Here is a 15,763-nt window from a genome sequence, read left to right on the forward strand (position 1 = left end):
TGGGCGTCAGATGAACACACACGAGGGACACAACAGCCGCAGCCGCAAGCCGGGCGCTGTCGTGCATGCGAGGAGCTTGCGAATTTCGCCGCTGGCACAGGCCATGGCCCTGGCGCTGGCCGCCGGCGCGGCCACCACGGTCACCGTGCCGGCGCATGCGCAGCGCGCCTTCAGCCCGACTTGGTTCAACGCCAAGAGCGCAGCTCAGGCCACCGCCGCGACCACCGGCATGCTGCCCAACGGCCTGCCCGTGTCCAGCCTGATGAGCCCGGCCGGTCAGCAGCAGCGTGCCAACGAGCAGCTGCAGCAGTCGATCAGCAACCTGAACCTCGCGGCGCGCGGCATCGCGGCACAGCAGGCGGCGCAGGCCGCCGCGCGTGCGGCTGCATCGCAGAACGACCCATCGGCGCCCGACGGCCTGGCCGAAGGCGGCCTGAAGGTCGACACCAATTCGCTCACGGCCGGCTGGCTCAATGCCCGCCCGCTGAGCGGCGATTCGCAGAAGAACGTCGACGGCCGCACCGTCGTCACCGTCGAGCAGACGGCCGACAAGGCCATCCTGAACTGGGAGACCTTCAACGTCGGCAAGAACACCACGGTGGCCTTCGCGCAGCAGAAAGACTGGGCGCTGCTCAACAAGGTGAACGACCCGCAGGCGCGGCCGAGCCAGATCCAGGGCCGCATCAAGGCCGACGGCACGGTGATGGTGGCCAACCGCAACGGCATCGTCTTCAGCGGCACCAGCCAGGTCGACACGCGCAACCTGGTGGCCGCGGCCACGCAGGTGGACGAGGCGCAGTTCAAATCCACCGGCGTGTACGGCAACGGCCTTGCGCCCAACTTCCGGAATGCGAATGGCCGCGTCGAAGTGCAGGCGGGCGCGCGCATTTCCACGCCCGCGCCCACCTCGGCCACGCAGGGCGGCGGCTACGTGATGCTGCTGGGTGGCGAAGTGCGCAATGCCGGCGAGATCGCCACGCCCAGCGGCCAGACACTGATAGCGGCCGGCGACAGCTTTTCGATCCGCAAGGGGGTGGGCACCGAAGGCAACCAGGCTTCGACCACGCGCGGCAACGAAGTGGCGGTCACGCTGGCGGCCGACAGCAAGGCCGGTCTCGTCGTCAACACCGGCCTGATCCAGGCGCCCACCGGCGACGTCACGCTGGCGGGGCGTGATGTGGTGCAGAACGGCGTCATTCTTTCCAGCACTTCGGTGAACACGCGCGGCACGGTGCACCTGGCCGCGGTCGGCGCCGCCGGCAAGGTCACGCTGGGCGAGGGCAGCACCACGGCCATCGTGCTCGACACCAGCGGCACCACCGCACTCGACAGCCAGCGCACGGCGCTCATGGCGCCGGCTGTGCCGCAGGAGGGCCAGAACTTCAGCCTGGCGGGCAACGACCGGCGCGACCTCTCGCGCGTGGAAGTGGCCAGCGGCGGCACGGTGGAGTTCCAGAAAGACTCGCTCACGCTGGCCACCGGCGGCCAGGTGGTCGTCGACGCAAAGCAGCGCAGCCTGGTGCGCGAGGGCGCGCGCATCGACGTGTCGGGCGCGGTGGGCGTGAAGCTCACCATGGAGTCGAACAACGTCAAGATCAACGTGCAGGGCAACGAGCAGCGCGACGCGCCGCTCAACCGCGACAGCAAGAACCTCAACAACAACGACCTGTGGATCGACCGGCGCACGCTGGTCTTCGTGCCCGGCGGCACCAACGGCTACCAGGGCGAGCGCTGGTACACGGGCGGCGGCCTGCTCGAAGTCGGCGGCTACCTGGGCACGCAGGGCCACACAGTGGGCGAGTGGATGGCGCAGGGCGGCGCGGTGAGCTTCACCGGCGGCGACGTGGTCACGCAGCGCGGCTCCAGCATCAACCTGTCGGGCGGCACGCTCGACGTGCTTACCGGCACCATCAACCAGAGCTGGCTCAAGGGCGCGGACGGGCGGCTGTATGAGGTGTCGAAGGCGCCGGGCGACCTGAAGTACACGGGCGTCTACAAGGGCTTCGAGGACGAGCATGTGCGCTGGGGCAAGGGCGCCACCGCTTTCTTCTACAACCCGTTGATAGGCCCGCAAAAGCGGCTGGAGAACGGCTACACCGTGGGCCGCGACGCGGGCATGCTCATCGTCCGCACCAAGGGCGCGGTGCTCGAAGGCGACATCGTCGGCGAGACCTTCCAGGGCGACCGCCAGACGCAGGCACCGCAGGCCGGGATCGATGGCTACAGGCAGCCGGCCAGCGCGGCACCGCAACGCGGGCAGCTCATCGTGGGCAACTACGACGCGTACTTCGACAAGAGCACCGGCACGCTGTACCGCCGGCTCGACCCGGCCGGCATCAAAAACGCGGTGCTCGGCGACACGGCGCAGGGCATTGCCGCGGGGCTCGACCTCTCGACCGCGCTGCCGGCCGAACGCCGCGACACGCTCTACCTCGACACCGACCAGCTCAGCGGCTTCAGGCTGGGCGCGGTGCGCGTGGCCACCACGGAAAGCATTGCTGTAACGGGCGCGCTGCAGGCAGGCAACGGCGGCAACATCACGCTGTACAGCCCTGGCGTAAAGGTCGATGCCGACCTGGTCGCGCATGGCGGCAGCATCCAGCTGGGCAACGTGCTCGAGCAGATCAGCAACAACTACCTGAAAGACACGAGCTACATCCGGCCCCCGGCCGACGGCACTGCGTCGGTGGTGCTTGCGGGTGGCGCGAAGCTCGACACCAGCGGCCTCTGGGCCAACGTGATGAGGAACCCGCTCGACGCGGGCGGCCTGGCGTACCGCAACGGCGGCATCGTGTCGGTGCGCAGCATGGGCGACGTGGTGCTGGGCAACGGCAGCGTGGTCGATGTGTCTTCCGGCGCGGGGCTGCTGGCCAAGGCCAGGCAGCAGGGTGGCAAGGGCGGCAGCGTCACGCTCGAGGCCGATGGCTTCAACGAAGGCAACGGCCATGTCGCGCTCGACGGCGCTGTCTTGCGCGGCCAGGGCGTGGACGGCGGCGGCACGCTCACGGTCCAGACGAATCGCATCAACGTCGGCGACACATCGGGCACGGTGGGCGCCGATACGCTGATGCTCGGCGCGAATTTCTTCGGCAAGGGCTTCAGCCGCTATGCGCTCATCGGCAACCACGGGCTCACCGTGGCCGATGGCGCGCAGATCGACGTGACGATGCCGGTGTACCGCTTCGGCGCGGACGCGCAGAACCTCGCCACCGGCAGCAAGCCGGCCGATGCGCTGCAATTGTGGACACCGCCGCTCTACCAGGAAGATGCCACCAAGGCCGTGCTCACGCAGCGCAAGGGCTCGAGCCTGTCGCTGCAGGCAGGCACCTCGACCACGCTCGCCAAGGAACTGCCGACGGTGCAAGCCGTGGTGGGCAAGGGCGCGGCGATCAACGTCGACCCGGGCCAGTCCATCGAAGTGCGCAGCACCGGCCAGCTCACGGTGGACGGCACGCTGCGCGCCAATGCCGGGCGCATCGTGCTGAAGACGGTGGACATCAGCGATCTGGAAGCCGACAAGGCCAATGCACAAGCCCATGCGCGCTCGATCTGGATCGGCGAGCAGGCGGTGCTCGACGCCTCGGCGCACGCGGCCACGGCCAGCGACGTCAACGGCAAGCGTTATGGCCTTTTGCGCGACGGCGGCGGCATCGTGATCGGCGGCGAGATCGACACGGCGCTCGGCAAGACCACCGCGACGCAAGACTTCATCGTCGTGCGGCCGGGCGCTCTGCTCGATGCATCGGGCACGCATGCGGTGCTCGACGTGCCCGGCATGGGCGCAACCAACGTGGCCAGCAACGGCGGCAGCATCTCGCTGGCGTCGTACAACGGGCTGTACCTCGACGGCACGTTGCGCGCGTTCGCGGGCGGCGATCGCGCGGCTGGCGGCACGCTGAGCGTGGTGCTCGACACGCCGGGCCTTCGCCTGCACCTGGACCCGCTGGAGCAGGCGGAAGACCGGGTGCGCCGGCACCGCGTGCTGGTGCTGGGCGCTGAACAGGGCGCGGCCCTTGCGCCCGCCGCCTTGAAGCCTGGCGTGGACGACGGCGCACTCGAATACGGCCAGGGGCGGATCGGCGCCGACATGGTCCGGCGCGGCGGCTTCGACAACCTCTCGCTGTTCAGCGGCTCCACGTTGGCGTTCGAAGACGGCCTCGACCTGCGCATGCGCCAGAGCCTGCAGATCTATGCCGGCGGCCTCGCGCTCGGCACGAACGCGCCCGACGACGCGCGCGTGGCACTCTCGGCCGCCTATGTGCGGCTGGCCGGTTCGATGGTTTCGTTCACGCGCGAAGTGCTGAAGGCGCCCGTCGCCGAGCTCGGCGTGGTGCGCGTGGCGTCCGGCGCTCGCCTGGAACTATCGGGCGACCTGATCGATGTTCGCGACGGCATGGCCCACGGCGCCGCCGGCAAGGTCGCCATGCTCGACAGCAAGAGCGAATCGCCGGTGGTCGACCTGGCCGCCTTCGGCCAGATCACGCTGGCCAGCACCGGCGACCTGCGCTTCCTGCAGGGCAGGTCCGATGTCGGCACCTCCACCAGCCTCGTCGTGCCTGGCAGCCTGACCCTGCGCGCCGCGCAGATCTACCCGGCTACGGGCGTGGTGGCGCTGGTGTCCGCCGGCATGGCGCCGAACGGCAAGTACCGGCCCGACACCAAGCTTCGCATCGAAGGCACGGGCGCAACCCTGGACGTGCCGTATTCGGCCTTCGGCGATTTGACGATGCGCGCTGCCGTCATCGAACAGGGCGGCGTGGTGCGCACGCCGCTGGGGCACCTGACGCTGGGCGACGCGCTCACCACCAGCATCCGGCTGCTGCCCGGCAGCCTCACGTCCGTGAGCGGCGAGGGACTGAACATGCCCTATGGCGGCACCGTCGACGGCATCGACTACCTGTACAACGGCAAGCAGGTCAAGCTCACCGGCGTGGGCGCGGGCGACAGCTTCAACCGCAACCTGACGATCGGCCTGAGCTTCATGGGGGCCAGCGTGCAGGGCCAGGAGGGCGCCACGCTCGACCTGTCCGGCGGCGGCAACCTCACGGGCACGGGCTTCGTGAGCGGGCGCGGCGGCTCGATCGACGCGCGCTTCAGCCCGCTGATGCAGATCGGCGCCAACGGCGGCTTCACACTGCCGGGGCTCGCGACCAACCCGGTGTATGCCATCGTGCCCGGCGTGCAGCCGGCGGTTGCGCCCACGGGTGTGGAGAAGGGCGCTGTCGATCCGCTCGTCGGCCAGCAGATCACCATCGGCGCCGGCGTGCCGGGCCTGCCCGCGGGCACCTACACGCTCATGCCCTCGACCTACGCGCTGCAGAAGGGCGCCTTCCGCGTGGAGCTGAACGGCGTTGGCGGCCTCGGCGCGCCCACCGGTACGCAGGCCATGCGCAATGGCTCGTGGCTCACGGCGGCGCAACTTGGCATAGGCCGCACCGGCATTGGCGACACGCTGTTCCGCCAGGCCATCGTGACCTCGGCCGACGTGCTGCGCAGCTATTCCCAATACAACGAGACCGGCTACGCCGACTTCGTGCGCGCCGATGCACTGCGCGTGGGCGTGCCGCGCGCCATGCTGCCGGCCGATGCGCGCAACCTTCATTTGCTGCTCGCGCCCGGCGCGGGGGCCGACGCTTTCCGCTTCAGCGGCACCGCACGCTTCCAGCCGGGCGAGGGCGGCCGGGGCGGCTCCGTGACGGCCGACGGCTCCAGTGCGACGACGGGCGTCGAGGTCGTCGCGGCCGGCGCGGCGGCGACGCCGGGCTTCAAGGGCGTCACGTATGACGCCGGCATGCTCAGCGGCATGAACGTGTCGCGCCTGGTGGTCGGCGGGCTGAAAGCGGCCGAGTACGGCCAGGGCGGCAGTGTCGTCAAGACCGGCGACAACGTGCAAAGCGTGGTGGTGCGCCAGGGCGCGGTGCTGTCGGCGCCCGAAGTATTCCTTGGCGTGGTGGGGACGAGCAGCGATTTGGCCCTGAGCGTGGTGGTGGAGCAGGGCGCGCGCATCAACACCATCGGCCGGGGCAAGGCGGCCTACGATTCGACCGACGGCTTTGTCTACGATGCGAGCGGCCAGATGCTGATGGTCTCCAACGGCAGGGTGAGCACGCTGCCGGTGCCGCCGAGCGCAGGCACGCTGGACAACCGCCGCCTGCAGGTCGGCGTGTGTTCCAGTGCCTCGTGCGGCGGGCAGACCGAGCTGTATTCCGAAGGCACCATCGCGATGGTCACGCCAGACCGCTTCGAGATGGGCGACGCGGTGCGCTACGGCACGCGCCACCTCACGCTGGCGGTGCGCGGCATCAACGTTGGCGACAACGCCGCGCTGGCCGCCGCCGCGGCCAACAACACGCTGCCGCCGGGTCTGGCCATGAGCCAGAGCCTGCTCGACCGCCTGCTGCGCGGCGACCGGCAGTACGGTGCGCCCGCGCTTGAGACGCTGGAGCTAAGCGCGAGCGGCGGCGTCAACTTCTTCGGCACCGCGGCGCTGGACACCCTCGACCCCGCCACCGGCAAGTCGACGATGGCGCAGCTGGTGCTGGCCACGCCCGCCATTTACGGCCAGGGCGGCGCGGGCGACGTCGCGACCATCCGTACCGGCCGCCTGGTGTGGCAGAGCATGGCCACGGCGCCCACCTCGGTGGCAAGCGGCGGCGCGGGCACCGGCAGCGGCACGCTGAACATCGAGGCAGAGCGCATCGAGTTCGGCTACGGACCCAACAGCCAGCCGAGCGGCCTGGACGACACCGCGCGCCTGGTACTGGGCTTCGCCGACGTGAACCTCAGGGCCAGCGAGCGCGTGAGCGCCAACCACAAGGGCAGCCTTTCGGTCTATCAGTCGCAGAGTGCGTATGAAGCGGGCAAGGGCTACGCGTACAGCGGCGGCAACCTGAACATCGTGGCGCCGCTGCTGACGGGCGAGGCGGGTTCGGTGAACCGCATCACGGCCGGCGGCGCCTTGCGCGTGGCCGGGCCTTCGGGTGCAGCGGTTGCCGCCACCGGCGACGCGGCATTGGGCGCCGAACTGAGCCTGCGCGGGCACGACGTGACGCTCGACACCGCCTTCGCGCTGCCCAGCGGCAAGCTCACGGTGAGCGCCGAGCGCGACCTCACCTTGACCGACCGCGCGGTGCTCGACCTGGCCGGCCGCAAGGTGGCTTTCAACGACGTCACCAAGTACAGCGCCGGCGGCGACCTGGTGCTCGAAAGCCTGCACGGCAACCTGCGGCAGGCGGCGGGTTCCGTGATCGACATCTCGGCGCAGAACAACCGCGCCGGCACGCTGAAGGCGATGGCGCTCGACGATGCCGCCGGCGTTGTCGACCTGCAGGGCCGCATCCTCGGCGCGAGCAGCGACCGCTACGACGCGGGCGGCACGCTGGTGCCGTTCCTCGCGGGCAGCGTGGAAGTGCGTGCGCGGCAGCTCGGCGACGCCGAGTTCGCGGCGCTCAACCAGCGCCTGAACGACGGCGGCGTGTTCGGCGCGCGCAGCTTCCAGCTGCGCCAGGGCGACCTGACCATCGGCAACGGCCTGAAGGCCGGCGAGGTGAACGTGTCGCTCGACAACGGCAGCCTCACCGTGACCGGCACCATCGACGCCAGCGGCGAGCGCGTGGGCCGCATCAGCCTGGCCGCGAAGAACAACCTCACGCTGGCCGGCAGCGCGGTGCTCGACGCGCACGGCAGCACGCTGCGCGTGGACAGCCACGGCAAGATCATCGATTCGCCGAACCGCGCGATGGTGGAACTCACGTCGAACAACGGGCAGCTCACGCTGGCCTCGGGCGCGCGCATCGACCTGCGCCACGGCACCAATGCCAAGGTGGGCGGCGAGCCCGGCCAGAACGACGGCATGACGCGCGGCACGCTGGAGCTCAACGCGGGCCGCACCGGCGAGACCAGCGGCGACATCCGCATCGACGCCAGCGGCAGCATTGCCATTGAAGGCGCGCGCTCCATCGCGGTGAACGGCACCTGGCGCTACGACGACGCGCGCTTCGGCACCGACACGGCGGCCACCGGCCGGCCCTACCAGGTCATCGACCAGGCCTACCTCGATGCCAAGCACCTGCAGAGCACCGCCTTCATCGACAACGCGCTGGCCAACACCGCCCTGATGAACGGCAAGCTCGCGGGCCTGAACAACGCGCGCTATGCCGACGCCTTCCACCTGCGCCCCGGCGTGGAGATCGTCAGCAAGACGCCCGACGGCGACATGGTGGTGCAGGGCGACATCGACCTGTCGGGCTACCGCTATGCCAGCGCCAACCCGCATGCGCAGAAGACGGGCGTCTACGGCTCGGGCGAGGTGGGCAAGCTGGCCATCCTTGCGGGCGGCAACCTCGACATCTTCGGCAGCATCAACGACGGCTTCATGCCTCCGCCCGCCACGCAGGACGACGGTGGCTGGCTGCTGCTGCCCGGCGTCAATCTGCTGCGCGGCGACACCGTGGTGCCGCGCGGCGGCGTGGTGCTGGCCGACGGCACCACCTTCGAGGGTGGGAGCACGCTCAACTACGACCTGCCGATCAAGACGATCGGCTTCGCAGCCGGGCAGTTGATCCCGGCGCCCAGCGTGCTGGCCGCACCGCTCGAGCTGAAGGTGGGCACCGTGCTGAGCGCCGACGTGCGCGACGCCTCGGGGGTGCTGCTGTATGCGGCGGGCAGCATCGTGAGCGGCACCGGCGTGACGCTGCCGGTGGGCACGCGGCTCGCGGCCGGCATGCGCCTGCCGTCGAATGCGACGCTGTCCGGCGTGGTGTGGCCCAAAGGTGTGCCGCTGCCCGGCGACGGCACGAAGTACGTGATGAATGGCGCTCTCACGCTGCCCTTGGGCGCGGTAGTGCCGGGCGCCACCGACGTCAAGCTGCCCGACGGCACGGCTTCGGTGAACCTGCGCCCGGATGGCACCGGCAGGCTGTGGGCCGCGGCGGCGATGCTGCCCGAGGGCTCGCAGTCGTGGTCGGTGCGGCTGCTGGCCGGCGCGGACCTGGATGCGGCCGACAACCGCATCGTGCAGGTGCATCCGGCGCTGGGGCAGGGCGACCTGCGTCTGGCGGACAGCCACTACGGGCTGTTCGGCAAGCTGCTGCCGCCCAAGGGCACCCAGCTCTGGACCCAGTTCGCGCAGGACGACCTGGCCGCAATCGGCATCGAGGTCAAGGCCGGCGAGCCGATCGACGCGAAGTGGCTCGAAGACATGGGCGCGGGAACGATCGAATCGCTTTGCGCCGATACGCCGGCCTATTGCGTGCTGAAGAGCGCCTGGGGCTGGTCGCAGCAGGCAGTGGATGAGCTGGCGGAGAGCGGGGTGACGGTCAAGGTGGGCGATCCGGTCGATCCGCAACTTGTCGGCAACGTGGACGACTTCTGCATGGGTTCGCCGGGCTACTGTGTCTCCGCCAACAAGCCCGAATACGCGCAAACGCCGGCAGGCGTGCGCTTCAGCGTCGTGCGCACCGGCGCGGCCGATCTCGACCTGATGGCCGCCGGCAACCTGCGCATGGATTCGCTGTACGGCGTGTACACGGCCGGCGTCTCGTCGCAGGCCACGCATGCCGGCGACCCCTACAACCTGCCGCGCGCGGTGGGCGCCAAGGGCACGGTGCTCGGCGACGTGAACGGCGCCTACGAGAAGTTCGTCGATGGCGGTGCACAGAGCCTGGCGCGGGCCTGGTATCCGGCCTCCGGCGGCAACCTGACGCTCAAGGTGGGCGGCGACCTGACTGGCGACCTGACGATGGCGGCAGGGGGTTCCGGCTTCGGTCGGCCGAATCCCGCCGACCGCGGCGTCAGCAGCGGTGCCATCGGCAACTGGCTGTGGCGCCAGGGCACGGGCGGCACCTTCGGTGGCGCACAGGACCAGCCAACGGCGTGGTGGATCAACTTCGGCTCGTATGTCGCCCCGAACGAATCTGCCGACAATTTGCTCGGCTTCACCGGCTTCGGCACGCTGGGCGGCGGCGACCTACGCATGGACGTGGGCGGCAACGCGGGCGCGCAGACACGGCGTGGCGCCAAGATAGATTCGGACACCGACAGCCGGCGCAGCCAGGGCCTGGTGCTGGCGGTAGGCGGCACCGGCCGTGTGCTGGCCAACGGCAGCCTGAGCCTGACGGGTGGCGGCGACTTGCAGCTGCGCGTGGGCGGGGCCCTCAATTCGCTGGACAGGCCATTCGTCCAGGGAGTGGGCGGCGATGCCAACGCCGCGCTCAACGGCGTGGTCGTCAACCTGCGCGGCGACGTGCAGTTGCAGGCCGGCAGCATCGGCAGCCTGCCGCTGACCTTCGGAACGTACTCGTTTCAGCAGTCGCCTCGCGAAACCCGCGCCTACGACCCCTACACCGCTACCCGCGGGATGGCGCAAGGCGGCATCGTGCTGGCGCCGGGAGACGCGAACTACACGCTGAGCACGCGCGGCGACCTGGTGGTCAAGGGCGTGATCGACCCGACGCGCGAAAACCTTCCCAATGCCACGCCGTTCAGCGCGAACGGACTGTCGGGCCAGGGCAAGAGCTGGTTCAGCCTGTGGACGCCGAACACCGCCATCAACCTCTTCGGTACGGGCGGCAACCTCGTGCCCGTGACGGGCAGCGCGGGCGTCGCCGCTACCGACTCCGCTTATGTGTACCCGTCGATCCTCAGCGCCGTGGCTGCCAGTGGCTCGCTCTTCTATGGCGACTCGGCAACCGCCTTCAGCACCGGCAACGGCACGCCGATGCTGCTCGCGCCTTCGGCCAACGGCAGGCTGGAGTTCCTGGCCAGCGACTCGATCTACGCGGGCGGCAACACCGTGAGCCAGTCGGGCGCGGCCGCCGCGGCGCTGGCGACGCCGCTGCATCCGGCTTTCACCGGCAAGGCAAGCGACGGCACGGCGTTCGGCAACCTCTCTGGCGGCAACGGCATTGGCGACGCCGAGCGCCGCCCGCTGTTCGCATTCGGCGCCGACACGGTGTCGGGCGAGGCGGTGGGCACCGGGCCGGCACGCTTCTATGCGGTGCGCGGCGACCTGGTCGGCGTGAGCAGCGGGCGCATCATGCGATTCACGACCGAGGACGAGATGCGCACGGGCCAGGTCTGGTACGACGGTGCGCAACCGGTCTGGATGATGGCCGGACGCGACATCGTCTCCAGCGGCACGCCGATCGGGCAGGCCGAGTCGCGCGGCTTCTACGGGGAGCCCAGGTTCCTCAGTACCGGCAACCTGTTCGTGCACCAGAAGCCGGGCGACATCTCGGTTGTCTCGGCGGGCCGCGACATCGTGTTCAGCACTTTCAACGTGGCTGGCCCCGGCACGCTGGAGATCACGGCGGGCCGCGACATCCGCATGGACGGCGCGGCTTCGGTCAGCAGCCTGGGGCCGGTGGTGCCGGGCGACAACCGGCCCGGCGCCAGCATCGCCATGCTGGCCGGCGTGGGCGCCGACGGGCCCGACTACCGCGGCTTTGCACAGCGCTATCTCGACCCGGTCAACCTGATGCAAAGAGGCCAGCCGCTGGCCGACCAGCCGGGCAAGGTGGTGAAGAACTACAACGGCAAGCTCCGGCTGGCCGACTGGCTGCGCATCGAATACGGTTACACCGGCGATAGCGGTGACGAGCAGGGCGCGGCGGCCTGGATGGCGCAACGCCAGGCCAGCCTGGATGCGGAAACCGGCAAGCCGCGCCGCGTGATGGCCAACGACTACAGGCAGGCCAGCCAGCTGTACCTGGTGAACTGGCTCGAAGCCACGCAGGGCTACGGCGGCAATGGCGGCGCACAGGAGGCGCTCGCCTTCTTCAATGCGCTGCCACCCGAGCAGCAGCGCAGCTACCTGCGCGGCGTGTATTTCGCAGAGCTGAAGGAGGGCGGGCGCGAGTACAACGACGAGAACGGCGTGCGCTACGGCAGCTACCTGCGAGGGCGCAACACCATCGCGTCGCTGTTCCCGGGCACCAGCTACAAGGGCGACATCACGATGTTCGGTTCGGCCGGCATCAACACCCTGTTCGGCGGCGACATCGCGCTGCTCACGCCGGGCGGGCGGCAGGTGTTCGGCATCGAGGGCGCGGCACCCAAGGCGGTGGGCACGCTGATTCCGGGCGTCATCACCCAGGGCGCGGGCGACATCTCGCTGTATTCGCTGGGCAGCATCCTGCTGGGCCAGAGCCGGATCATGACCACCTTCGGCGGCAGCGTGCTGGGCTGGTCGGCCGAGGGCGACATCAACGCCGGACGGGGCTCGAAGACCACGCTGGTCTACACGCCGCCCAAGCGCGTGTACGACCGCTGGGGCAACGTGGTGCTGTCGTCGGACGTGCCGAGCACGGGCGCGGGCATTGCCACGCTGAATCCGATTCCGGAAGTGCCGGCCGGCGACATCGACCTGATCGCGCCGCTGGGCACCATCGACGCGGGCGAGGCGGGCATTCGCGTATCGGGCAACGTGAACCTGGCCGCGCTGCACGTGGTGAACGCCGACAACGTGCAGGTGCAGGGCAAGAGCACCGGGCTGCCGGTGGTCGCGTCGGTGAACGTCGGCGCGCTGAGCAATGCCAGCGCGGCGGCGTCGCAGGCCTCGGCGGCGGCACAGGAGGCGATGCAGCGCGAGCGCGCGGCGCAGCGCCAGGCCTTGCCGTCGGTGTTCACGGTGCGCGTGCTGGGCTTCGGCGACGAACCTGCGGGCGGTGCGCCGGGCGCGGGCGAAGTCCGGCGCAAGCCGGCGGAGCAGGCGAGCTACGACCCGTCGGGTTTCATTCAGATGGTGGGGCATGGGGCGCTGACCGATGCGCAGATCGCAAAGCTCAGCGAGAACGAGCGCCGCGGCCTGCCGCGCGGACGCTAGCCTTCGCTGCCGCGCCATGACCACGCCGACCTTGACGCCCTGCGGCCCCGCCGCAGGGGCCGACCGCGCCCAGCCGCCGGACTTCCAGTCGCTGCTGGCGGCCAACTACGAAGAGTTGCACCGCCGTCTCGCACGGCACCTGGGCTGCGCCGACGCCGCCAGCGAGAGCCTGCACGACGCCTGGCTGCGGCTGGCCGACGCGAGCTTTGCCGATTCGGTGCAGAGCCCGGTGGCCTACATCTACCGCGTGGCCTGCAATGCCGCCATGGACCGGCTGCGCGCCGAGCGGCCGTGGCAGTACGCAGGCGACGCGGAAGACATGCTTGAGCATGTGGTGGACCATTCGCCCGGGCCGGAGCTGATCGCCGAGGCGCGCTCCGACCTGAAGGCGGTCGAGCGTGCGATGCAAGGCTTGCCGAACCGTCACCAGGACATCCTGGTGGCGCTGCGGGTGCATGAACTCACACGCCACGAGGTGGCGGTGCGCCACGGCCTGTCGCTGCGGCGGGTGGACACCACGCTGCGGCAGGCGCTGCTGCGATTGCCGGCGGGGCGCTGCGCCACCGCGTGACTTAGCGCGGCCGGCGGCCGAAAAGACTCAGGCCGAACTCAGGCAGAGGCGCGCAGCGTCTTTGCGGCCGCCACCATGTTGGCCAGCGCGGGCAGCACTTCCGCCCACTGGCGCGTCTTCAGGCCGCAGTCCGGATTGACCCACAGGCGCTCGGCGGGCACGCGCTCGGCGGCCTTCTTCATCAGTTGCACGATGTGCTCCTGGCTCGGAATGTTCGGCGAGTGGATGTCGTACACGCCGGGGCCGATCTCGTTGGGGTACTTGAAGTTGTCGAAGGCGTCGAGCAGCTCCATGTCCGAGCGCGAGGTCTCGATGGTGATCACGTCGGCGTCCATGTCCGCGATCGACGCGATGATGTCGTTGAACTCCGAATAGCACATGTGCGTGTGGATCTGGGTCTCGTCGCGCACGCCGTTGGCCGTGATGCGGAACGACTCGACCGCCCAATCGAGGTACTCCTGCCACTGCGACTTGCGAAGCGGCAGGCCTTCGCGCAGCGCGGCTTCGTCGATCTGGATCACGCGCACGCCGCCTTTTTCCAGGTCGAGCACTTCCTGGCGGATGGCCAGCGCAAGCTGCCTGCACGAGGCCGAGCGCGGCTGGTCGTCACGCACGAAGGACCAGTTCAGGATGGTGACGGGGCCGGTCAGCATGCCCTTCATGGGCCGTTGCGTGAGCGACTGCGCGTACTGTGTCCACTCGAGCGTCATCGCCTTCGGGCGGCTGATGTCGCCGAACAGGATCGGCGGCTTCACGCAGCGCGAACCGTACGACTGCACCCAGCCGAACTGGCTGAAGGCGTAGCCCTCGAGCTGCTCGCCGAAGTATTCGACCATGTCGTTGCGCTCGGCTTCGCCGTGCACCAGCACGTCCAGGTCGAGCGCCTCTTGCTCGCGCACGCTGCGGGCGATCTCGGCCTGCATCGCGGCCTTGTAGCCGGCGTCGTCCAGCCGGCCGGCCTTGTGCTCGCTGCGTGCATGGCGGATTTCCGCGGTCTGGGGGAACGAGCCGATGGTGGTGGTGGGGAACTTCGGCAGCTTCAGGAACGCGGCCTGCTTGGCGGCTCGATTGGCATAGGCACCTTCTCGCTGGCCCAGTTGGCTGGAGAGCCTGGCAACCGAAGCCTGCACGGCTGGGTTGTTGACGCGGGGCGATGCGCGGCGCGCGGCGAGGGCGGCGCTGTTGGCGGCCAGGGCTTCCTTCACGGCGTCGCGGCCGTCGCGCAGGGCGGTGGCCAGCACGCGCAGCTCTTCGAGCTTCTGCAGGGCGAAGGCGAGCCACGACCTGACCTCGGCGTCGAGCTTCTGCTCGCTGGCCAGGTCCACCGGCACGTGCAGCAGCGAGCACGACGGCGCGATCCACAGGCGGTCGCCCAGGCGCGCGGCCAGCGGCTCGAGCCAGTCGAGGATGGAGGCAAGGTCGCTCTTCCAGATATTGCGGCCGTTGATGACGCCCAGCGACAGCACCTTGTGCGCCGGCAGCATGGTCAGCAGCGGAACGATGTCGTCGCGGCCGTTGACGGCGTCGACGTGCAGGCCCGCCACCGGCAGGTTGGCGGCCAGGTACTTGTTTTCCAGCAACTGGCCGAAGTAAGTGGCGATGAGGATCTTGATGCGCGCGGCCTTGAGCTGGTGGTAGGCCGTGTTGAATGCGTGCTGCCAGTCGGCGTCGAGTTCGGTAACCAGCAGTGGCTCGTCGATCTGCACCCATTCCACGCCCTGGGCTGCCAGCGTTTCCAGCAGCTCGGCGTACACCTGCAGCAGGCGCGGCAGAAGCGCCAGCTTGTCGGAGTCGTCCTTGGCCTTGCCGATGGCCAGGTAGGTGACCGGGCCTAAGAGCACCGGCTTGGCCTTCACGCCCTGGGCCCTGGCTTCGGCGAGCTGTTCCAGCAGGCGGGAGGCGTCGAGCTTGAATTCGGTCTGCGCGGTGAACTCGGGGACGATGTAGTGGTAGTTGGTGTCGAACCACTTGGTCATTTCACCGGCGGCCACGCCGCCGCAGCAGCCGGCGTGGTCTTCCGCGCCCTGGGCCGAGCGGCCGCGCGCCACGCGGAAATAGTTGTCCAGCGCATCGCCGTGGAAGCCGCGCACGCGCTCGGGCAGGTTGCCGAGCGTGAAGCTCATGTCCAGCACCTGGTCGTAGAAGGCGAAGTCGCCAACGGGCACCAGGTCGATCCCGGCCTGGTCGTTCCAGTGGCGTTGGCGAAGCTGGGCACCGAGGGCCTTGAGCGCGTCGCGCGAAGACTCGCCCTTCCAGTACGACTCCAGCGCGAACTTCAGTTCGCGCCTGGCGCCAATGCGGGGAAAGCCAAGGTTGTGGGTAGTGGTCATGGGTATCGGATACGTCCGGCAGTCAGGAAAGGGCTGGAT

At 69.7% G+C, this 15,763-nt stretch carries 3 protein-coding genes; 2 read left to right on the top strand and 1 reads right to left on the bottom strand.

Going from position 1 to position 15,763, the window contains the following annotated elements; translation table 11 throughout:
• Positions 1-10 precede the first annotated feature (10 nt).
• Together ACQY8B_RS07565 and ACQY8B_RS07570 are read left to right on the top strand one after the other, a co-directional pair.
• Complete coding sequence (locus tag ACQY8B_RS07565) at positions 11-12,823, top strand: filamentous haemagglutinin family protein (RefSeq protein ID WP_422086133.1); 12,813 nt, start codon at positions 11-13, stop codon at positions 12,821-12,823.
• A 16-nt stretch (positions 12,824-12,839) separates the two neighbouring features.
• A complete protein-coding gene (locus ACQY8B_RS07570) occupies positions 12,840-13,394 on the top strand; it encodes a sigma-70 family RNA polymerase sigma factor (RefSeq protein WP_422086134.1) in 555 nt (184 codons plus the stop codon).
• A gap of 38 nt (positions 13,395-13,432) precedes the next feature.
• On the opposite strand, the gene metE is transcribed toward ACQY8B_RS07570, so the two are convergent.
• Positions 13,433-15,724, bottom strand: coding sequence for a 5-methyltetrahydropteroyltriglutamate--homocysteine S-methyltransferase (gene metE / locus ACQY8B_RS07575; RefSeq protein WP_422086135.1), 2,292 nt, complete (start codon positions 15,722-15,724; stop codon positions 13,433-13,435).
• Between the last annotated feature and the right edge of the window lie 39 nt (positions 15,725-15,763).

It is taken from the genome of Variovorax sp. (genome assembly GCF_965279555.1).
Lineage (GTDB): Bacteria > Pseudomonadota > Gammaproteobacteria > Burkholderiales > Burkholderiaceae_C > Variovorax.